Genomic DNA, 21,681 nt, shown 5'->3' with positions numbered 1-21,681 from the left:
GTGTTTACAAAGGCTTCGACAAGCTCAGCCTGACAAGAGTCGTCAGATAATAATTTAAATAAGGATGTCATTAACCACCATTATTACCGTCAATTTTCACGAGGCAGAAGTAACTATAGAATTGTTAAAATCTGTAGCAAAATCTTACTCACCTTCGCAAGTGGAAATTATTATTGTAGATAATGGTGCTGATAAAAATATGGAACTGATTTTTCAGCCATATTTCGAGAACATCAAATACATACAATCTAAAGAAAATTTAGGTTTTGCTGGCGGAAATAATTTAGGGATTAAACAGGCTAAAGGCGATTATATTTTCTTGTTAAACAACGATACAGAAATTCCCGCTGGTTGTATTGAAACTATGATTGCCGAACTGGAAGCTAATGATAAAATTGGTTTGCTTTCGCCGCTATTGCTATACTACGATCAAAAGGATTTAGTGCAGTACGCAGGCTTTACACCAATGAACTATTTGGTAGCACGGAATTCGTACATCGGTCAGTTTGAAAAAAATATAGGGCAGTATGATAACCAAACTTACCAAACAGGCTACTGCCACGGCGCTGCGGTAATGTGCCGAAAAGCAGCTTTAAATAATGCAGGTTTAATGGATGAAACCTATTTTCTTTACTACGAAGAGCTAGATTGGTGCGAGAAGTTTATGCGCATTGGTAAACAGATTTGGTTCACAGGTAAAACGCAGGTTTATCACAAGGAATCGGTTAGCGTTGGCAAAGCTAGCGGTCTGAAGATTTACTTTAACACCCGCAACCGGATGTTGTTCATTAGAAAAAATACGGGTTGGTTAAACACTTTTTTCTTTTCAATTTACTTCACGTTGATAGCTTGTCCAAAAGCAGTTTTAAAATATCTACTGGCTGGTCAAGCTAACCTAGCTAAATGGACATTAAAAGGCTTATGGTGGAATTATACGCACAGTAAAAATAGCAAGGAATTGGGCTACGAAATAAAATCCTAGTTCACCTTTTTGTAGATCGAAGTCTTTTTGTCACCAGATTTCTCAATTAAACCCTGAGCAACACCATTTTTTAAATCACGGCTTGCAGTTGCAGTTGAAATATCTGAAAAAAATATCATGTACTGTTTTCTCGTAAATGCTGATCCATTCGATTCGAGAAATATTTCTAGCCTTTCAGTTTCGTTTAGCTTTTTAGTGCCGTTTTTTAAAAGTTCATCTAAGGATTGGTCGATGATGCCCAGCATAAATTCAATGAACTTTGTCGATTGCCCTTCTTTGTCAGAAATTGAAAGCGCATTGTAATATGCTGTTTGGTTTTTAGCAATAAGCGTTTCAAAAGGTAGAAACTCAAATAGTGGGTAATCTGCCATTAACACAACGGTTTGCCATAAACGTCCCATTCTCCCATTACCATCAGTAAAAGGATGAATAAACTCCATCTCGTAATGAAATACGCAACTTTTAATGAGCATTAGTTCCGTTTTGTCCTTTAAATACCTGAACAAATCTTGCATCAAGAATTTCACATTTGCAGCAGGCGGGGCAATGTGTGCTATTTCCGAACCCTTTACAATTCCTACACTTTTTGTTCTATACTTTCCAGGATCTAACACTAACGTATTCATCAAAACTCGATGAGCTTTTAGAAAATCCTTCTCGCTGTCAAACTTCAGTTTTTTTAAATCCTTATAAATCGCTAGTGCATTTAATACTTCTATGATATCTTTTTCGGCCCCTGCTACTCGCTTGTTATCTATAATTGCTGTAATCTGCTCTTCTGAAAGCGTATTTCCCTCAATTTGTAAAGATGATTGTATGGTCTTGATTTGATTTTGCTTTCGAAGTTTGGGGTTTTGCTGTACTAAATATTTCGCATTAATCTCCCCAATTTTTTGTGAAATTGAGGCAATTAACATTAAAATAGTCGAAGTAATTTCGTAGGGAGGTTTCATTATGATAGTATCATTTGATAGTATCAAAGCTACTAAAAATTCTTAATTCTATCTCAATCTCTTCCAAACTGTAGAGAAAGCATATCGCACAAAATGATACATTGATGGGAGTAGCCCTAATTTTTCGCTTTCTCTGTAGATTTTCCAAGTAAAGCCAATCACTTTTAATTTGTTGGAAGAAACTGAGCCTTGTCTTATTCTATACTGCACTAAAGCTTCGTTAATGCCATAGCCGTTAAACGGTTTTTTAAAGATGTCGAGCCAAAAAATCCAATCTTCATGACCTGCTTTTTTGAATTTGGTATCGTCAATTACAGTTTTTAAGGTTAAAGAAGTTGAGAAAATAATCACATTGTGTGATAGTAATTGGCGATAGTTTACGCTATACGGAACTTCAATCTTCTTTGAAATAATTTCACCAGCTTCGTCAATTCTGTGGTAGGCACAAAAAGTCATTGGTAAATTTTTCTCCTCCATGTACGCCACTTGCTTCGCTAATTTCTCTTTCAGCCAAATATCATCACTATCTAAAAAGGCAATATATTTACCTGTAGCACTAGCTAAACCTACGTTTCTGGCGTTGGCAACACCGCCATTCTGCTCCAACTTAATCAGCTTGATATTAGCATGTTTTTGCACAAACTCTTCTGCTACTTTACAGGTTTCGTCCTTAGATTTATCATCAATCAGAATTAATTCCCAGTTGGTATATGTCTGCTCAATAACAGAGTTGATGGTTTGCGCAATAAAGTCGGCAGAATTATAGCAAGGTGTAATAATGCTTACAAGTGGTCCCAAATTATTCTGTTTTAATAATTGATTTGAAAATGATATCCAAAATAAACATATTTTATCACAAATAGCTCTAAGTTTAGGCATAAAACGTACTTTAGTGAAGCTAATAGAAGTATGGATAAAAGACGGTTCGTAGTAAATTTAGTTTCTAATTTTTTCAGTGCACTTTCGGGCGTAGGTATCTCTTTTTTTCTAACGCCATACATAGTAGAGCATCTTGGAAAAGAAGCATACGGGTTTTTTCCATTGTCTAATAACTTCGTGATGTACGCAGGGATCATCACAACGGCGTTAAATTCCATGTCGAGTAGGTACATTACCATAAGCTTAGAGAAAAAGGATATAAAGGAAGCGAATACCTACTTTAATTCAGTACTATTTGGAAACATCTTTATTTCACTAGCTTTTGTGGTAGTAAGTGCGCTGTTTTGTCTTTTCATCGATAAAATCTTGGATATTCCAGGCAATCTAGTTTACGATGTGAGGCTGCTTTTCATTTTCATACTTTTCAGTTTAGTCATCAACGTTTCTTCCGCAGTTTTCCAAGTAACTGCATTTGCACTAAATAGGTTTGATAAGTTGGCTTTCATCAATATCATTTCTAATGTGCTGAAATTAGGAGCGATTATTTTACTGTTCTACTTTTTCACGCCCCGTATTTATTTCTTAGGAGTAACTACGGCCGCAACGGCAATTTATATGCTCGTAGCCAACTATCGGCTCACTAAAAAACTGCTTCCCGAGGTGCAAATAGATTGGTCGTTCTTTTCTAAAAGTGCACTTTACGTAATTGTTGGTTCTGGAGTTTGGAATTCGGTAATGGCTATGTCCAATGTGATCAATACGCAGCTAGACCTCTTGATTGCCAACCATTTTTTTGGCGCTTCTGGCATGGGGTTTTTGTCGTTAACTAAGTTTATACCCAATGCTATCTACATCCTTTTAGGAATAATAGTACCCATATTTTTGCCAGAAATGTTGAAAGCTTATGCAAATAACGATATGGGTAAGCTCAAAAAAACGCTAGACTTATCCTTCAAAGCCATTTTTTTAGTGGTGCTGCTACCGCTTTCTGTGTTTTTCGTTTATGGGGAGGTGTTTTTTCAGCTTTGGCTACCTACACAAGATGCCCATGCGCTGCATATTTTATCGGTAATTACGTTGGTACCGTTTATAGTTCACGGAACAATAGAAACCGTTTACCATATTTTTGTGATTACCAATAAACTAAGGATTGCTTCCTTTTGGGGCATTTTTATTTCTTTTTTCAACTTCATTTTGGTCATCATTCTATGTAAATACAGTTCTTTGGGCGTGTACAGCATACCGGTAGGGGCGTTGGTTAGCGGCGTGCTTAGTCATTTAACATTTACACCGCTATATGCTGCTTATTGCCTAAACGAAAGTAGATGGTATTTCTTCAAAAAAATTGTGAGGGGCTTGGCTGGTTTTTCGCTGTTAATTGCCTTATGTTATGGTTGGAAACAACTTAATTTCTTCACTGTTGATAATTGGTTGATGTTTCTTGTCAATTGTTTTTTAATTGGAATAGCGCTATTGATAGTTACTCTTTTCATCAATTTTGATAGGCATACAAGGGCAGATATTTTTAGGAAAATTAGACAGAAAGTAAATATATGATACCGAAGATTATACATTACTGTTGGTTTGGCAAAGGCACAATGCCAGAATTAGCCCTGAAGTGTTTAGATTCGTGGAAAGAACATCTTCCAGAATATCAAATTGTGGAGTGGAACGAAGAAAATTTCGACGTAAATAGCTATCAGTTTTCCTCGGAAGCATATCAAGAAAGAAAGTTTGCTTTTGTATCAGACGTTTGTCGCCTGTACGCACTTAAAAATATGGGTGGCATTTATCTCGATACTGATGTAGAATTTTTGAAGCCGTTGGATAAAAAAATGCTAAGCGATGCAGCTTTTACAGGTTTTGAAGATAATTTACTACTGTCATCGGCAATTATGGGCAGCGAAAAGGATGGTAGATGGATTAGCGATTTGCTACAGCACTATCATAATCGAAGTTTTTATCTAGCGGATGGTGGTTTCGATGTTAATCCGAATACGGAGATCATCACGGAGTTTATGAGAACTGTAAAAAATGTACAGATCAATGATACCTTTCAGAAACTGGATGATTATTGTACCATTTATCCTAGTGATTATTTCTGCCCTAAAAGTTGGAAGACCTTAAAGATAAAACAAACAGAGAATACTTATTGTATCCATCATTTTGCTGGTTCTTGGATAGACCATAATTATACTTTGTTGGGTAAGGTTGCCAATAGGGTGCTGGGAAAACGACTTTCTAACCTGCTTTCAGAAAAATACCGTAAAATGAAGAGGTAATTTAGAAAGTGTTGAGCTGATTTAAGTTGGTGATATGGTATGACTACTAGCGTTTCGAGATTTGGCTTTCGTTTTCCATCCAAGTTGGGTTTGAGATTATTAATTTTTCATTGTGACTTGGCTATTGATGTTTTGATTTCAAATGTCTGTTAATTTCACTTGCTAAATTTTTGGCTTTTGAATATAATTCTATCTCTAATTTTTGTATTGAAGGTCTAAAAAATCTATTCGTGTTTATAGTAAAAAGTCTTTCGTCTGATTTTCCTTTTAGTTTTGCTGATATTGTGAAATAAGTTCGGGTCATTTTCTGCCCATCGCCAACGGATATTTTTTCATTTTGTCCGCTTACAACAAGATTTTGAATTTCGTTTAAGGAAAATGTTTTTGAAGCAAATGGCGTCTGTCTTGATACTAACGTATTTGTTTCTTTATTAATGACTAATAGATTCCTTGTTGGCTGAAAAAATCTTGAAAGTCCTGAAACTACCAAATAAATAGCAGCAATTGTAAGGATGATTCCTGCTAAAATTAAAATAAAATTAGCTGTTTTAAAACCATGCTGCAGAAATAAATACGTGGATACAGAAGTAAATAATCCTAATATCATCGTGATAAAAGTATCAAACCAGTCTTTGGCGTTTTTGGTATAGTCAACAACCACCCTAGTTGAGGTTTCTGTGATTGTAAAATTGTCAATTTGCTTTATCAAAATTATTGTTTCAGTTTGTCGTCTTTAATCTTCAAAAAATTTCCTCAAGCTCCAATAACTTAAATATATAAGGAAGTTTTTAAACTTAAAACTGACAAGCAATTATTCCAAGAAAAGACAGCAGCTATTTAAACATCCCCTTCAACTTCGCCAATTTTGCTTGCAAATCGCCATCAACTTCTTTTTCTTTTTTAGGTTGATTTTGATTGAACTGCTTACGAGGTTGCTCATTACGTTTCTGCGCTTCGTTCTTGTTCCAATTACCTTTCGAACTTCCAGACTTTTCAGCTTGAGAAGCCCCTTTAGGAGTTTGGGGTTCCTTCATCGATAAAGAAATACGTTTACGCTCTACGTCCACATCGGTTACGGTAACCTGTACCACTTGGCTCACTTTCACTACCTCATTTGGGTTGGCTACAAAACGGTTCGCCAACTGGCTGGTATGCACCAAACCATCTTGATGAACGCCAATATCTACAAAAGCACCAAAATTGGTAATGTTGGTAACAATGCCTTTTAGCTTCATTCCCTTTTTCAAATCGGCAATGCTATTTACGCCATCTGCAAAGCTAAAAGCCTCAAATTGCTCACGAGGGTCGCGACCAGGTTTTGCCAGTTCTTTCACGATATCTTGTAGCGTAGGCAAGCCAACTTCTACACTCACATATTTTTGCAGATTGATTTGCTTTTGCAATTCAGTTTCCTTCATCAGCTGTGCTACAGAAACGCCCAAGTCTTTCGCCATTTGTTTGACTAAATCGTAACGCTCTGGATGCACACCACTGCTATCTAAAGGTTGTTCGGCATTGCGGATGCGTAAGAAACCAGCCGCTTGTTCAAAAGCTTTATCGCCCAAACGAGGCACTTTTTTCAAGCTTGCCCTATTTTTAAAAGCACCATTTGCAGTACGATAATTGATAATATTTTGAGCCAAACTTTCGCCTAAACCAGAAACGTAAGCCAAAATTTGTTTCGAAGCCGTGTTTAGTTCCACACCAACAGCATTTACGCAGCTCATTACCGTATCATCTAAGCTTTGTTGTAATTTACCTTGGTCAACATCATGTTGGTATTGTCCCACACCAATAGATTTCGGGTCAATTTTTACCAATTCAGCCAATGGGTCCATCAGCCTTCGGCCAATAGAAACCGCACCACGAACGGTAACATCATGGTCAGGAAATTCTTCCCTAGCCAAAGGCGATGCCGAATAAATCGAAGCACCACTTTCGTTCACCATCACGATGGTTACGTTCGCTAATTTTAAACCACGCACAAAAGTCTCGGTTTCTCTGCCTGCGGTTCCGTTGCCAATGGCGATGGCTTCAATCTCGTATTTTTCGCAAAGTTGCTGAATTTTCCACTCCGCATCTTTAATATTTCCCTGTCCTGTATGTGGGTAAACCGCTGTGTTTTCTAACAAAGTTCCTTGTCTGTCTAAACAAACCACCTTACAGCCCGTTCTAAAACCTGGGTCAATGGCCATTACATTTTTCTGCCCAAGCGGTGCCGCCATTAACAACTGACGAGCATTTGAAGCAAAAACTCTTATGGCTTCTTCATCTGCCTTTTGTTTAATTGCAGCTCTTAATTCGGTTTCCATTGCAGGGCGAAGCAAGCGTTTGTAACCATCGTAAATAGCTAATTTTACCTGTCCGCTGGCAGCGTTGTTTCCCGTAATAAATTGCTTCTCCAATAACGCTATCGCATCTTCATCTGGCGGAAGCACGTCTAATTTTAACATTCCTTCCTCTTCGCCACGAAGCATTGCCAAAACCCTGTGAGATGGTGCGTTTTTAGCGCTCTCTTCCCATTCAAAGTAGTCTTTATACTTAACGGCTTCAGCTTCTTTACCTTTAGCTACAATTGCTTTATAAGTAGCTTTTTGCTCAAAATACCTGCGCATTTTAGTTCTGGTTTCGGCATCTTCGTTAATAATTTCGGCAATAATATCTCTTGCGCCAGCTAAAGCTTCTTCGGTATTTGCCACACCTTTTTCGGCATCAATATAAGTAGCCGCTTCGCCCTCCACGTCAATTCTACTTTGTGCCAAAATGCGTAAGGCCAAAGGTTCTAAACCTTTTTCTCTCGCTACCGATGCTCTCGTTTTTCGTTTTTGCTTGTAAGGAAGATAGATGTCTTCTAACACAGTTAAACTCTCCGCCGCATTGATTTTTTTCTCCAATTCTGGTGTTAATTTGCCTTGTTCGGCAATCGATTTTAATATGGCTTCCCTACGTTTATCTAATTCCTTTAAAGCCTGCGCTAAATCTCTAATCGCAGCAATCTGCACCTCGTCTAAACTGCCTGTTACTTCCTTTCTGTATCGAGAAATAAAAGGTACGGTAGCGCCTTCTTCCAAAAGGGCTAAAGTTGCATTTACTTGTTTGCTGTTGATGTTTAATGTTGCAGAAATATGTTGTAGATGGTTACTCATAATCATTTTTAAAAGAGGCTAAAATTAACCTAATTAAATTGATTTGGAAAACAAAGTAAACAAGTCTTGGCAATTTCAGTCTTTCTTTTCGTTGCAATCTTTTTCTGTCCTATTGCCGTCATTTCGAACGCATGTGAGAAATCTAAAAGTTAAACGCGACTATTTAACAGATTTCTCCTCGTTCCTCGTCGAAATGACGCACCAAAAAGTATTTTCACTTCGATAAGGTTTATAATCGAAAGTTTGATAGTTCTTGGTAACGTTGCATTTTTCCTAGCCCACGGTTACAACTACTTCCCTCTCCAAAAATCATTCAGCCACAGATGCACAGATTTTAAATTATCAATCGAATGAAATTAATCTGTGTATCTGTGGCTACAAAACTGCTAAAAGATACCTCAAATTAAGATGTTATACAATTTGACAATCAAATCGTAAATCTAAAAATCGTAATTCGTAAATCGGTTTGTATCTTTGTAATAATTAATGGGAAAACAGAAATTTTATGATACAGCGCCCAAGCAAGAACGGGCGGTTTTAGTAGGGGTGGCTTTGCCAGGCGAAAAAGCCGAGCAAACCAAGGAATATTTGGACGAGTTGGCTTTTTTGGTAAATACGGCAGGAGGTGTGGTAGAAAAAACTTTCACCCAGCGTATGCAAAAGCCCGACCGTGCTACTTTTGTGGGTACGGGTAAATTGGAAGAGATACAAGCTTATGTAAAAGCAGAAGAGATTGACATTGTCGTATTTGATGATGAACTTTCGCCATCGCAACTGCGTAATATTGAGCGAGAATTAAAGGTTAAAATCTTAGACAGAAGTAATTTAATCCTAGATATTTTTGCGGGTAGGGCACAAACTGCACAAGCAAAAACACAGGTAGAGTTGGCACAGCTACAATATTTGTTGCCTCGCTTAACACGTATGTGGACCCACTTGGAGCGTCAAAAAGGTGGTATCGGGATGCGTGGTCCGGGTGAGAGCCAGATTGAAAGCGATAGAAGGATGATTTTAGAGAAAATTACCTTGCTTAAAGACCGCTTAAAACTGATTGACCGCCAGAACGAGACACAACGCAAAAACCGTGGACAGCTTATTCGTGTAGCTTTAGTGGGTTATACCAACGTTGGTAAATCTACCATCATGAACATGCTTTCTAAATCTGATGTTTTTGCAGAAAACAAGCTATTTGCAACTTTAGATACAACGGTAAGAAAAGTCGTAATTGACAATTTGCCTTTCTTGCTATCAGATACCGTTGGTTTTATTCGCAAATTACCTCACCATTTGGTAGAGTGTTTTAAATCTACCTTAGATGAAGTTCGCGAGGCTGATATTTTGGTGCACGTTGTAGATGTTTCTCATCCTAATTTTGAAGACCAGATACACACGGTTAACGAAACGTTGAAAGATTTAGGTGCAAGAGATAAAGAAACTATCATGGTTTTCAATAAAATTGATGCCTACGTTGCGCCAGAATTTGATAATTTGGTAGATGTAGATGAACAACGTGAGCCAGTAACTTTAGCAGATTTTAAGAAAACTTGGATGGCACATAACAATGCTCCGGCTATTTTTATCTCGGCTACACAAAAAGAAAATTTAGAAGAATTTAGAACTTTGTTGTACGATAAAGTGAAGGATATTCATACTACGCGTTATCCTTACGACAAATTGCTATATTAAGAATATTAATCGGCTCGTCATGCTGAATTTATTTCAGCATCGGTTTAGCTGACCCTGAAATAAGTTCAAGGTAACGGCAAGAATTGAAAACAAATTATGGAAAGTAACAGACAAAAGAAGTTTGCAGGATTATTACAGGAAGAATTGGCATCGATTTTTCAACGTGAAGGGGCTGCTTACTTGCCAAATACATTGGTAACAATTACTAAGGTTCGTGTATCGCCAGATTTGGCGGTGGCAAAGGTGTACCTTAGTTTCTTAAATACAAACAATACAAGCCTTTCGGTTGCTACGGTAAATTCGCACGCCGGCGAAATTAGGTACAAATTAGGTTCTCGCATTCGTCACCAAGCTAGGGTTATACCAACTTTATCTTTCTTTGTTGATGATACCAACGAATATGTAGAAAGAATGGACCAGATTTTCGATAAAATAGCGAAAGAACGTAAGGATACGGATTTGCCAGGGAATGAATAAATACATCCGGGAACCTGGAAATTTCATTACTCACTTTTTACCTGCAGTTTTGGCCCTGCCGGGGATGTATTTGTTGTTGCAAAAATCATCTACTTTGTTTGAAGAAACTGCTGCTATAGTTTATGGTTTGGGCATTTTTGTGCTATTTAGCGTTAGTGCTATTTACCACAGCGTACCCAAAAACAGAATACGGCATTAGGTTTTGGCAAAAGTTTGACCACTGCTGTATTTACTTAATGATTGCGGGTTCGTTTACACCCACAGCGCTCATTATTTTCGATGGCTGGGTACGTTGGTTACTTTTTGCGCTTGTTTGGTTTGTTGCTATTCTTGGTTGCCTGCTTAAAATCTTCAATAAGTTAAAAAAGGGAAATTTATCTACGGCTTTATACATTGGTATGGGCTGTTTAATTATTCCATTTATGGCAAAAATGGTACAAGCTGTACCTGCAATGGGCTTGTTTTGGTTGTTTTTGGGTGGCGTTTTTTACATTGGCGGCACTTACTACTACGCAAAAGACAAGCTTTTGTATAAGTATTTGCATAGTCACGAATTGTGGCATTTGTTTGTGAACTTCGGGGCGCTATCTCATTTCTTTTATAATTACGTTTACGTTTTTAGGGCTTAGGTGTACCCGCAAATTTTCGCTGATTTCTCCGCAGATTAAAGGGGATTTTCTTTAATGACTTATAGCTTATTGGAATTTATGAAAAATCAGCGCAAATCAGCGGATTTTAAATCTGTGAAAATCTGCGGGTAAAGATTAGACTTTGTAACAACCTCCTTAAATAGTTGAAATGCCCTTATTTAAATAAACCCGGTTGAAGCGAGCACGTAGGGGCAAACCTATGTGTTTGCCCCGAAGTAAAGTGGAAAACGGGACTATCGTAACCTTAGAGCCACTACAATTGCTTTTCAAAAATAAATAAACCATTTGAGTAACAATGCCAATGCAGGTTTTCGACTTTCCTTAATAAATCGTAAATTTAGTTATGAGCAGATTGATTTTAATCTTACTACTAGTTTTTTCGTTACAGCTTAGCGCACAGCAGCGCCCTAGCATTAAAAATGGCTTAGAAAGTTTTGTAAAGTCGAATACAATTTATCCGACATATTCATTGGAAAATTGCATACAAGGTACCATTGAAGTAGCTTTTAAAGTAAACAAAGAAGGAAAGATAACCTACGCAGGCGTAACTAGAGGCATTGGTGCCGATTTAGACGCAGAGGCGTTGCGTTTGATTAAGCTTACCAGCGGAAAATGGACAGTTCCGACGGGCTACGATACGACCTTTCTTATTCGCTCGCCCATGAAGTTTTCTTTGCAAGATTATGGTTGTGAAAACATTAATCCCGGAAGTGTAGGGTTAGCAATTAAACAATATACAGACGACATGAAATCGTTCAGCAAAATTGCCAATTACTATAGGAACATTGAAAAAGGGATTGAAAATTTTGTGAAGGAAGCAGAAATTATCTCTTTAAAAAATGATATGGGCGTTGATGATGATTTTATTTCAAAAAAGATACGGATAGCAGAGAAAAAAATAACTCAGGGCGATTTGGAACACGCTTGCGAAGACCTTAAGTTTGTGAAATATATGGGCTCTACAAAAGCGGATAAACTGCTTGCCAAATATTGTAAATAAACATGCGTATCCTTCTTCGTGCTTTTGCTTTTTTAGATATAATATCACTCGTATTTATGTCGATGCAATTGTGGGCAATATTTAAAAACTACGATAAGTTCTCTTTAATGTCGGAGAAAGTGCAGGGCGTGTTGATGTTTCCGATGTTCGTTTTGGTTTTGGTAGGTGCTTACGGACTGTTTTTCTTCAAGAAGATTGGTTTTATCAGCTATTACATTCAGTTCCCCTTTAGACTTTATTTATGGGTATTTACGCTAGGATTTATTACACTTTTTCCTGAGGCATTGGGTAATTACGACGATAAATGGTTTTCAATCTTATTTAAGGTTTGCTTTGCTGCCGAGTTTATCCGATTGTTTTTAACCGTGAGGGCGCATCAAACTATCAGGGCGTAATTACATTTATCGCCTTTGGCAAAAGTTTAGCAATAACTTTATTGGTTTTGCCCAAATACTCGCCATCTACCTGAAAGTGTGCTTTATATTTGGTGTTAATCTGTACTTCTGAGGCTTGGAAGCTTTCAATTTTTTTAGGGTTCCAAGGTAGTTTGCTTATCCAAATTTTTAAGATTTCCATTACGGCATATTCTTTAATTAGGATGATCTCGAATACATCATCGTCTAATTTTCCATTTGGGTTGATGTTGAAACCAGTACCATATTTGGTAGCGTTGGCAATAACTACCATTGCTGCCTTGGTTTTAATTTGGCGGTCGCCCACTTTAAATTGTACCTGCATTTTGCGATGGTTCCAGAAGGCGTGCCAAGCAGATTTGGCGTAGGTCAACATTCCTCTGGTTGGTAATTCATCGAATTTTTTTACCAAATAGGCATTAAAGCCAATGTCTGATAGGTGAATGCAAAGTTCATCGTTAACTAAAGTGGCGTGTATTTTTTTTGGCGTACCTGTGGCAGCAACTTCCAAAGCTTCTTCAAGATTTAGAGGAATACCGAGTTCTTTTGCCATCCCGTTGGCAGAACCTGTGGGTATAATACCGATGGGAGTTTCTGTGTTGAGCAAGCACTCGGCCACCAGTTTGAGCGTACCATCTCCGCCAACAGCAATTACCCTATCTGCCTTTGCTTTTTCAATAGCTTCTTTAATTTGTTTTGAATTGCATTTTCGAGGAAGTTCGAAGATTTCTATTGCTAAATCGCTCTCGCTGAAATAATTGATAATTTCTTCACTAAGGCTTTGGTCTTTATTGCCCGAGCCTTGATTTACTACGAAGAGTAACCGTTGTTTGTTTTTATAGGTCATATCAAAAATATGATATAAAACAACAATTGTATTAATCTGTTTTAAAATTATATGTCAAAAAAAACTGCCGAAGTAAAAGTATATCATGGTTATGGGCACACGCATAATTTAGTGGTCTATGGACATGTTTTTAAGTACAGAGCAAAGACTAAACAGCGCTTTAAGAATGGGCTTTTTGTCAATTTAATGCACGTTTTTAGATTGTTTGTATTGAAGCCTTATGCCTTTGCAAAAGTTCAACTTAAGTTTAGGGATACGCTGGTGACAACCAATGCTGCTTACGATGGTTTTTTTAAGTTTGAATGGGATGCTGTAGAAACCGTAGCACCAGGTTGGCACGAGGTTGAGGTGATTGCTTTTACCGACGAAGGAAAAGAATTAGCGAAAACTACCGGATCTATTTATGTGCCGCACATTACGCAGTATGCCTTTATATCTGATATTGATGATACCATCATGGTGTCGCATTCTAAAACCATTGCAAAGCGATTGAAGGAGCTGTTGTTGAGAAACCCTCGTACTAGAAAAACATTTCAATCTACCAGATATCATTATGAACTGCTTGCAAAAGCACATACTGCGGCAGAACAGCCGAATCCTTTCTTCTACGTATCAAGCAGTGAATGGAATTTGTACGATTATTTGGTAGAGACTTTTCGTTTTAACGGTTTCCCAGAAGGTACGTTTCTGCTCAACCAGTTAAAAAGATGGAAGGATTTGATGAAAACTGGAAAGACAGGCCATGAAGGAAAACTGCTGCGAATTATGCGGATTATAGATGCTTTCCCTAACCAGAAGTTTGTTTTCTTAGGCGATAATTCACAAATGGACCCAGAGATTTACTACAAAATCGCAGAAAAATATGGAAAGAATGTAATTGCTGTATATATTCGAAATGTAAGAAAATCTAAAATATTCGCAACACAAGAAATATTGAATAAATTAGAGCAGAAAAACATTAGCACTTGCCTATTTGTGCACAGCGAAGATGCAATTGCCCACTCTAAAAAGATTGGCTTAATTAATTAATTATGAAGAGGATTATTATAATACTGCTAGCATTTATAACGTTGCAATCTTGCACAAAAGACCTCAGTAACCTTAAGCAGGGCGATACTAGATGGGAGCTAGCCCGCTGGCCAGGAAAAACTTTGCCTACGGCAGCAAAGGCAACGTTGAACATAAGCGAGGGAAACAAAATTGGCGGCAAGTCCTTTTGCAATAGCTACGGCGGCAATGCTGTTATTAACGGAAATGCTATACAATTCAGCAAAATTTTTGGCACCAAAATGTACTGCGAAGCGGTAGGTGATGCCGAAAATAAATATTACGCAGATTTGGAGAAAGTAACAGCTGGAAACATCTCTGGTAAAAGATTGTATCTATACCAAAATGAAACGTTATTGATGGTTTTTACAAAACTGCCTTAAGTTTTATTTTTTACTGAGGTTGTTACGTATGTGAGGTTTAATTTGGCACTATTAGTGTTTAAGTGTTTGTACACACAATTTAAACCTTACACAAATGAAAAGAACCATCTTATTGGCGGCCATGCTCGCTTGCTTTGCTTATGGCAAAGTTTCAGCTCAAACCATTAACGGAGTTAAGTTATCGGAATTAAAAGAACCATTTCTGGAGCTTCGTGCCTTTAAACAAGACTTTGGAAGCAAGGTAATCGTTCAACTTGAATATGGACAGCGAGTAATAAGCGATAGACAAGCGTCTATTGTAAAGGACGAAAATGGTAAAAATATGGAGTTTAACTCGGCGCTTGATTTCGTAAATAAAATGAAGGCTTATGGTTATGAATTATTTACGGCCTATGGCGTAACGCTTCGCGATGATACCATTTTGAAATATTATGTGCTAAAGCGTAAAGATTAATTTTTATGGCAACCTAAATATCTGTTCTGTATTTTTGAGCATGGTTTTTAGGTTGCCTGATGATGAAATCGTTTTTCCCAATCCAGAATTGGCCGATGAGGACGGCTTGCTTGCCGTTGGTGGCGACCTTAGTGCCGAGCGATTAGTTCTTGCGTACGAACACGGCATTTTTCCTTGGTTTAGTGACGATGACCCAATTTGCTGGTACTCGCCACATGAACGCTGTGTTATTTATCCCGATAGGTTAAAGGTGAGCAAAAGCATGAGGCAAGTGTTGAAAAATGTAGGCTTTAAAGTTACCGCAAACCAAGCATTTGAAAAAGTGATTGCAAATTGTGCAAAAACACCTCGAAAAGACCAACCCGGTACTTGGATTACCAAAGAAATGCAAGATGCTTACATTAATTTGCACCAATTAGGTTGGGCACACAGCGTGGAAGTTTGGCAAAATGAAAGTTTGGTAGGTGGACTTTACGGTGTTGCCATTGGTAAAGTTTTCTGCGGAGAAAGCATGTTCAGTTTGGTAAGTAACGCTTCTAAAGTTGCTATGATTTTTCTCTGCCAACAATCAGATTTTGAGTTGATAGACTGTCAGTTGCCTAACGACCATTTACTAAGCCTAGGTGCGGAAATGATGGATAGGAAGACGTATATGGAGTTTCTTAATAACCAATAATCAAATTACAATATCCAAACCGAAAGGCTCATCCGTAAAATAAGAAGTTACTTTAAAAAATGATTTTCTCTCCCCAAAGGGGAGAGATGCCAAAGGCAGAGAGGGGTTAATTCCGCAACTTCTCCATAAACTCTACAAACTTTTTGCTATTGTAGTTAGCTGCACCTTCATGTTTAAAAGATACACGGCCTTGTTTATCGAAAACTACTGTGGTTGGTAAAGATCCTGCAAAGATCTGTTCAGGAACACTGCTCGCCATTTGATAAACTGGCATATCATACTTTCTAGCGTTCATGTAGCCCAGTGACTTTTCTAAATTGCTGTCAGCATCAACCATAACGAAAATTACATCCTTGTTATCTCTATGTTGCTCATAAAGCTTATTGATAGATGGCATTTCTGCTAAACATGGCGGGCACCAAGTAGCCCAAAAATTGAGGAAGACAACTTTGCCTTTTAAATCAGTCAGTGTAATTATCTTTCCGTTTTGCTCCTTAAATTTTAAATCAAGTGATGTATTGGTCGAAATTGTCTCGGTTTTAACATCAGGATTAAATAAACCAATTTGCATTAAGCCTTGTATTACTAAAGCTTTAGCCGACGGCACAAATAGAATTAGCGCTAATATCAGAATGAAAACCCCATTGGAGATATATTTTTTGATGTTCTTTTTGTTCATCTTTTGAGTTAATGTCTTACTTTTTAGGTATTAAACTATATGAAAGATTGCTTCGTCGCTGCGCTTCCCTCGCAATGACGGACGACTAATAAAAACTGGGACTTCCAATCCTCCAGCTTTAGTTTTTAGAGATTAAATCCCACTTTACTTTTCCCTCAATGTCATTAAGTTAATCGTTGGCGAGGACGCAAACGCTAGATGCTCCCATGTTGGCGTCCCCGCCAACATGTTTAGGCCTTCGCTTAATGACATTTACTTCTCCCTCTAGTGTAAGGTCATGCCCAGTGCAATATCTCTACTTCCTTTTTGAGGGGAAGAGGGAAGAAAGCAACTTCTATTCAGTCAATTTTCAACAAAGCTACATAAATCCCTTCTATAACCTTCGCCATTCGGCGGATGTCCAAAGTTTCCATTTTATCTGTCTTTTTATGGTAATTCTTATTTCTATAGAACGAAGTATCGGTAATCATCATTGCGCTGTAACCAAAATTCCAATAATTTAAATGGTCAGAGAAATCGATACCCGGCAATGCTCTAGGTGCATTAAACTCTTCAGTTTTTATCGTTTTGGAATTTTTGAAGTGCTGGCTAAATTCTTCTACAAACTTTCCTTTTTCTGCAGTAGAAACTAGCGTGATATAATCTCCTTTATTGCCGAACATTTTAGACATCTCTGGCACTGGGTAATTTTGACTATTCGCTTTGTCGCTAAAAAAACCAATCATCTCTACAGATATCATCCCTAAAACATCAATTTTATTGTCTTTTAAGGACTTGGCGTGAACATAACTACCCATATGCTCAGTTCTGAAATAAGGAGGCTCCTCCAGCGTGTAAGCTACCAAATCAATTCTCTTATTTAGTTTCTGCCCTTTTAACTGACGAGCCAATTCTAACAATGCAACTACGCCACTGGCATTATCATCTGCACCTTCTTGGTCGCCGCAAACATCATAATGTGCCCCAACAATAATACGTTGTTTATTTTCAGTGCCGAAAGAGCAAATCACGTTCTTGTAGGTTTTGCCATCTACTTTATGTTCTTGAAAAGAAACCGTGTTGCTGTACTTTGAGAAATCGGTTTTAATGTAATTGGCAATGGCATTTAGCTGTGCAATATTTTCAGGATTACGATAGCCAGCAGTTTTGGTAATATTAGTTAAGTGTTTCTTTACCAAAGTGGTGTCTGTGTTGCCGAAACATACAAAATAACTCAGGCTTAAAATAATTAAGGTCGATATCTTTTTCATCAAAAATCTGGATCTACACGGAAAGTGGTGCCTCTTGCACCAAATTTAGAAACATTGTAGCTTAAACCGAAAGAGAAAACTCTGGTAATTACATTGTTCCTAGAATCAATTACTGAATTGCCCGATACCTGCCTAGAAACCATATTGCCTTGATTTAATAAGTCGCTAGCACTAGCGGTTAAACTCAGCGATTTGTTTTTAAGGAAATTCCTGCTAAAACTTAGTCCTAATAGCAGTGGATTTTGGTTGGCAACGGCAAATCCTGTACTAATTCTTTTTGAGCCATTAAAGCCAATTCTGTAGGTTTTATTAATAAAAGCATTTCCGGCTAATGAGAATGAGAGGTTCTGTAAATCTCGGTTTCCTCCTTGTAAATTGCTGTTTGAATTTGAGCTGTATGAGTAATTGGCATTGCCTGTCATATTGAAATTCTTGATAGTAGCCCGGCCGTTTAAGCTGGCATTAAAGGTTCTAGTAATAAAAAACTGCGTAGTTGTAAATTGTCCGGGGTTAAACGAGGGTAAAACATAGCCAGGGCTTAGGCTACCTGAATCGTAGTTTCCGAGGCTAATATAGTTGCTCTGTAGGTTTTGTACGCTGTTGTTGTTTACTTGATTGTAACCAGCCTTGGCACTTAAACTAGCTTTCTTAAAGTTTAAATTACCCGAAATTTGTTGCGAAAAATTCAACCCACTGTTAAAATAGCGCACATTATTGATAAACAAGGCTCTGTTTGAAACGCCAACAGTACCATTGTAACCTAAAGTGAAAACCTTCTTTTTAATAGGGATGCTAATGTTGTAATTTCCACTGAGATTATAGGTCCCATTAGTGTTTTCATATCGAGTTTCTTGTCTAAAAGCGCCCAAAGTATCAGCCAATAAAATCATGTTATTTACAATTTCATTTTGTGTGGTAGAAAAATTTGCCGAAGCAAACATAGAAGCACCCGACTTTTCTTCGATGTAATTGTAATTGGCATTTAACCTATGTTGAAAAGATGGCTTTAGGTCTGGATTTCCGATGATGATGTTTTGCAGGTTTTCCGTATTGCGAATAGGTTGCAACTGCGCAGGTGTTGGGCTATTGTTGCTACCGGAATATCCCAAGGTTAAAGTTTTACCTTTTTTAAGTGCATTATTGTAATTAATGGTTGGCGAATAGTTAAAAGTGTTGTTGTTTATCTTTTGCCCTAAGTTGATATAATTGTTGTGAAGGATGTTTGGTCTTGCGTTAAAACCAACGGTTAATCGCGTCTTTTTGTTGCTTTGGCTATAACTCACACCCATTGATTGGGTGATGAACAAAGATTTAAGCTCGGAACTTAACGAATCTACAAAGCGGTACTCATTAGTCAGGTTACTCAGCACATTTGTAGCAGAGCGATTGAAAGAATTATTCAACGAAAACGAGTAATTAAAATTGATATGTCTTCGGTTAATCGTATCGGTAACCTTACTAATAGCAGCAGAATAGGCTGTGCTAAACGAAAAACTCTGCGATCGGTTATCGTTGTCGATATTACGGTTCAACACAGAGTCTTTCAATAAGGTTTGATCTTGCTGATTGTAATAAAGTGTATTGGTGTTTACGAGTTGAGCAGAATTTTGATTATTAATTGAAAACCCGAAATTAGTGGAGAAGTGGTTTCTGATGTTCTTTAATTTCTTCGAAAGATTGAAGCTGGCATCTATGTTTGAAGAATTACCATTATTGTCGCTTACGTTTCTAAAATCTTGCTTGGTTACACCACTTTGGTTGTTGATAGAGAAATTATTGTTGTTGTTTCGACCAAAGCCGGCGTTTACAGATCCATTCAAGAACCATACCTTGTTCCTATTGTTAATATCGGCACTAAAACCGTGTCTGCCGTTTTTCGAGTTGCCGTTATTTTGTGAAGCGTTGTAAAAAGTGCCCAAGTCGCTCAAGGTTTCTACAGCTTGCTCTCTGGTAAAAGCATTGTTGTTTTGGTTGGCGTTGTAGTTGAAACCGACACTACCAGTTTTTCCAATTTTGTCTCTGTGGTTTATAGAAAAATTAGCGTTCTGACTGTTTCCTGCACCGTTGTTTTGTGTGGTATAATTTAGCCCTAAACCAGTTTGCTTGTCACTTTTCCAAAGGTTCATCCTGTTTTTAGAGCCAATTTGATCGTTCGATCCGGCGTTAATGGCGAGGCTGCCGAACTGCCCTCTGTCCATGCCAGGTTTGGTTACAATGTTGATCAGTTTTTGCGGGTCCCCAATCTTCAGTCCCGTAAAGTTGGCTTGGTCGCCATAATCATCAATAATTTGAATTTTAGAAACAATGCCGGCAGGTAAAGTGGCTATAAACTCTTTCACGTCATTGGTAAAGAAATCCTTGCCATTCACCCGCAATTTCACCACGTTTTGCCCCATCGACTTTACGTTGTAGTCGTCGTCAACTTCAATGCCCGAAAATTGCTTAATCAGATCGGCCACATTATCACCGTCCAAAACCTGATAGGCAGCGGCATTATATTCTACGGTATCTTGCATTACACGTATGGGGTTGGGTTTAGCTTTAATCACAACTTCCTTTAGTGTGTTGCTTGCCATTTTTAGTCTGATGTTATCTATCTGCAGATTTTTTTTCTTGCCAAAGCTGTAGTCGTTCCTAAAATCATAATAACCGATGATAGAGATACGCAGATTAAAGTTTTCATTTTTTACTTTAGAGAAGCTAAATTGGCCACCGGCATCTGTCTTTGTTCTTAAAGTGTCTTTTTGATCGATGAGCATAACGCTGGCGTCAATCACTGCGACACCGCTAGTATCAGCAACTTTGCCCGTAACTTTTCTGTTGGTCTGTGAAAAGCCATTTATACTGCTAAAAGTTAGCAGCAAGGAGAGCAGAAAAAAAGATAAATTCTTCAAAATTTTGTGTTGCTAAAACAAACTTAATATTTAGTTATCAAGCTTTCTCATTTTAACAAAATTTTAACAAGCTTTAATTGTTAGATGTTTTTCTACATAAATTCCATAATTTCTAACAAAAAAATATCGCCATTGCGATTGAAGAAACCTGTTGCTTAGACATTTTGGTCTCTCCGAAATCGCAATGGCGATAAGGCTTCTTTGTGTTTAGAATATTAATTACCGTTGCTATGCACAAACATTTTTGCAGAAAATCTAGTGTCGTCTGTGTTTGCTTTCAAACCTTTTGCGTAAACTGTATAGATTTTTCCTTCTTCAAGTTTAACAGCGGTAATTGTGGTTTCTACAGCACCACTTGTAGCATTTTTGATGTTTAGCGTAGTGCTTTCTGTAGCGTCTACAACTTCAAAAGCGCTAAATTCTTTAAAAGCTTTGTTCGTAGCCAAATCCGTTGTAGCTCCATTTACATTTAAGCTCAATGAGCCACCATCTGGACTCAAGTTTACAAATCTAATTTTTGCCTTGCCAGCTGCTGGTTTTTCCAAATTATCATCAAGCATTAATAGTTCGATATTCTCTAATTTATTGATTACAAATAATGAATAACCTAGGTTAGGTGTTAAATTGTGTTGTAGACTTTTTAAAGAAGTAAGGTTGTTTTTCTTGGTCACATTAAATACTCTATTTCCCGAGAAAGCACTTAAGTAGCCAATTTTATTTCCAAACTCAAAATCGGTGTTTCCATTAGCTCTGGTGTTGTCTACATAAACATCAAGTAGCTCAGTTGTTGGAGAAGCTTGGATAATGTTTAGCCCAGATACCTGTATAGGTTCATAGTCTCTATCTAATTTAGAACAAGAAAACAAACCTAACGATAACACAGAGAACGTTAACGCAGCAGTAATAGCTTTATACTTAGAAAATCTCATGATGATATAAAAAATTATTTAAACAATACGGCACTTTGCCTTTAACTCACATTC

At 37.6% G+C, this 21,681-nt stretch carries 19 protein-coding genes and 3 pseudogenes; 12 read left to right on the top strand and 10 right to left on the bottom strand.

Annotated features, from left to right (window positions below; all coding sequences use genetic code 11):
- The first annotated feature begins 64 nt into the window (after nucleotides 1–64).
- Entirely contained in the window at nucleotides 65–982 is a 918-nt protein-coding gene (locus REI64_RS06865; RefSeq protein ID WP_308849368.1) for a glycosyltransferase family 2 protein, read from the top strand.
- On the opposite strand, the gene REI64_RS06860 is transcribed toward REI64_RS06865, so the two are convergent.
- Both REI64_RS06860 and REI64_RS06855 read right to left on the bottom strand, forming a co-directional pair.
- Complete coding sequence (locus REI64_RS06860) at nucleotides 979–1,935, bottom strand: Fic family protein (protein ID WP_308849367.1); 957 nt, start codon at nucleotides 1,933–1,935, stop codon at nucleotides 979–981. The two genes, REI64_RS06865 and REI64_RS06860, sit on opposite strands and share 4 nt — an antisense overlap.
- Nucleotides 1,936–1,983: 48 nt before the next feature.
- Nucleotides 1,984–2,733: a glycosyltransferase family 2 protein gene (locus tag REI64_RS06855; RefSeq protein WP_308849366.1), complete on the bottom strand. Its 750-nt coding sequence runs from the start codon at nucleotides 2,731–2,733 to the stop codon at nucleotides 1,984–1,986.
- A gap of 111 nt (nucleotides 2,734–2,844) precedes the next feature.
- On the opposite strand from REI64_RS06855, the gene REI64_RS06850 reads away from it, so the two are divergent.
- Complete coding sequence (locus REI64_RS06850; protein WP_308849365.1) at nucleotides 2,845–4,371, top strand: MATE family efflux transporter; 1,527 nt, start codon at nucleotides 2,845–2,847, stop codon at nucleotides 4,369–4,371.
- Complete coding sequence (locus tag REI64_RS06845) at nucleotides 4,368–5,096, top strand: glycosyltransferase (RefSeq protein ID WP_308849364.1); 729 nt, start codon at nucleotides 4,368–4,370, stop codon at nucleotides 5,094–5,096. The genes REI64_RS06850 and REI64_RS06845 overlap by 4 nt, the downstream gene beginning before the upstream one ends.
- Nucleotides 5,097–5,217: 121 nt before the next feature.
- On the opposite strand, the gene REI64_RS06840 is transcribed toward REI64_RS06845, so the two are convergent.
- Nucleotides 5,218–5,805, bottom strand: coding sequence for a hypothetical protein (locus REI64_RS06840; protein WP_308849363.1), 588 nt, complete (start codon nucleotides 5,803–5,805; stop codon nucleotides 5,218–5,220).
- A gap of 124 nt (nucleotides 5,806–5,929) precedes the next feature.
- Nucleotides 5,930–8,242: a Tex family protein gene (locus REI64_RS06835; protein WP_308849362.1), complete on the bottom strand. Its 2,313-nt coding sequence runs from the start codon at nucleotides 8,240–8,242 to the stop codon at nucleotides 5,930–5,932.
- A 486-nt stretch (nucleotides 8,243–8,728) separates the two neighbouring features.
- Here REI64_RS06835 and hflX point away from each other — a divergent pair, with 486 nt between their 5' ends.
- The 5 genes and pseudogenes from hflX (at nucleotide 8,729) to REI64_RS06805 (ending at nucleotide 12,450) form a co-directional block, all read left to right on the top strand.
- Nucleotides 8,729–9,928: a GTPase HflX gene (gene hflX, locus REI64_RS06830; RefSeq protein ID WP_308849361.1), complete on the top strand. Its 1,200-nt coding sequence runs from the start codon at nucleotides 8,729–8,731 to the stop codon at nucleotides 9,926–9,928.
- 96 nt (nucleotides 9,929–10,024) lie between these two features.
- Nucleotides 10,025–10,405 carry a 30S ribosome-binding factor RbfA gene (rbfA, locus tag REI64_RS06825; protein ID WP_308849360.1) on the top strand — a complete coding sequence of 127 codons (381 nt, stop codon included), beginning with the start codon at nucleotides 10,025–10,027 and terminating at the stop codon, nucleotides 10,403–10,405.
- A pseudogene (locus REI64_RS06815) lies at nucleotides 10,398–11,034 on the top strand (hemolysin III family protein). Before rbfA ends, REI64_RS06815 begins: the two are co-directional and overlap by 8 nt.
- Before the next feature lie 364 nt (nucleotides 11,035–11,398).
- Complete coding sequence (locus REI64_RS06810; protein WP_308849357.1) at nucleotides 11,399–12,055, top strand: TonB family protein; 657 nt, start codon at nucleotides 11,399–11,401, stop codon at nucleotides 12,053–12,055.
- A gap of 2 nt (nucleotides 12,056–12,057) precedes the next feature.
- The gene (locus REI64_RS06805; RefSeq protein WP_308849356.1) at nucleotides 12,058–12,450 is read left to right on the top strand and encodes a hypothetical protein; all 393 of its coding nucleotides are present in this window, start codon (nucleotides 12,058–12,060) and stop codon (nucleotides 12,448–12,450) included.
- Here REI64_RS06805 and REI64_RS06800 read toward each other — a convergent pair.
- The gene (locus tag REI64_RS06800) at nucleotides 12,440–13,315 is read right to left on the bottom strand and encodes a YegS/Rv2252/BmrU family lipid kinase (protein WP_308849355.1); all 876 of its coding nucleotides are present in this window, start codon (nucleotides 13,313–13,315) and stop codon (nucleotides 12,440–12,442) included. The two genes, REI64_RS06805 and REI64_RS06800, sit on opposite strands and share 11 nt — an antisense overlap.
- Nucleotides 13,316–13,366: 51 nt before the next feature.
- On the opposite strand from REI64_RS06800, the gene REI64_RS06795 reads away from it, so the two are divergent.
- From REI64_RS06795 to aat, 4 genes are all read left to right on the top strand, one after another.
- Nucleotides 13,367–14,344 carry an App1 family protein gene (locus REI64_RS06795; protein WP_308849354.1) on the top strand — a complete coding sequence of 326 codons (978 nt, stop codon included), beginning with the start codon at nucleotides 13,367–13,369 and terminating at the stop codon, nucleotides 14,342–14,344.
- Nucleotides 14,345–14,346: 2 nt separating this feature from the next.
- Nucleotides 14,347–14,745 carry an META domain-containing protein gene (locus REI64_RS06790; RefSeq protein ID WP_308849353.1) on the top strand — a complete coding sequence of 133 codons (399 nt, stop codon included), beginning with the start codon at nucleotides 14,347–14,349 and terminating at the stop codon, nucleotides 14,743–14,745.
- A 94-nt stretch (nucleotides 14,746–14,839) separates the two neighbouring features.
- On the top strand, nucleotides 14,840–15,199 hold the full coding sequence (locus tag REI64_RS06785) for a hypothetical protein (protein WP_308849352.1): 360 nt from the start codon (nucleotides 14,840–14,842) through the stop codon (nucleotides 15,197–15,199).
- 40 nt (nucleotides 15,200–15,239) lie between these two features.
- A complete protein-coding gene (aat, locus tag REI64_RS06780) occupies nucleotides 15,240–15,875 on the top strand; it encodes a leucyl/phenylalanyl-tRNA--protein transferase (RefSeq protein WP_308849351.1) in 636 nt (211 codons plus the stop codon).
- A gap of 106 nt (nucleotides 15,876–15,981) precedes the next feature.
- Here the strand turns inward: aat and REI64_RS06775 are convergent, their stop codons facing one another.
- From REI64_RS06775 to REI64_RS06760, 5 genes and pseudogenes are all read right to left on the bottom strand, one after another.
- Nucleotides 15,982–16,554 (bottom strand): TlpA disulfide reductase family protein, encoded by a 573-nt coding sequence (locus REI64_RS06775; protein ID WP_308849350.1) that lies wholly within the window; start codon nucleotides 16,552–16,554, stop codon nucleotides 15,982–15,984.
- A 338-nt stretch (nucleotides 16,555–16,892) separates the two neighbouring features.
- Nucleotides 16,893–17,804 carry a M28 family peptidase gene (locus REI64_RS06770; RefSeq protein WP_308849349.1) on the bottom strand — a complete coding sequence of 304 codons (912 nt, stop codon included), beginning with the start codon at nucleotides 17,802–17,804 and terminating at the stop codon, nucleotides 16,893–16,895.
- A pseudogene (locus tag REI64_RS18300) lies at nucleotides 17,804–18,259 on the bottom strand (outer membrane beta-barrel protein); the annotation flags it as partial. The pseudogene REI64_RS18300 and the gene REI64_RS06770, both read right to left, overlap by 1 nt.
- 369 nt (nucleotides 18,260–18,628) lie before the next feature.
- Nucleotides 18,629–20,668 (bottom strand): annotated as a pseudogene (locus REI64_RS06765) (outer membrane beta-barrel protein); the annotation flags it as partial.
- 245 nt (nucleotides 20,669–20,913) lie between these two features.
- Entirely contained in the window at nucleotides 20,914–21,627 is a 714-nt protein-coding gene (locus REI64_RS06760) for a DUF4397 domain-containing protein (protein ID WP_308849347.1), read from the bottom strand.
- Nucleotides 21,628–21,681: the final 54 nt, after the last annotated feature.

The sequence above is a fragment of the Pedobacter sp. genome (assembly GCF_031119335.1).
Classification (GTDB): Bacteria; Bacteroidota; Bacteroidia; order Sphingobacteriales; family Sphingobacteriaceae; genus Pedobacter.
This window is presented reverse-complemented; position numbering and strand designations above follow the sequence as displayed.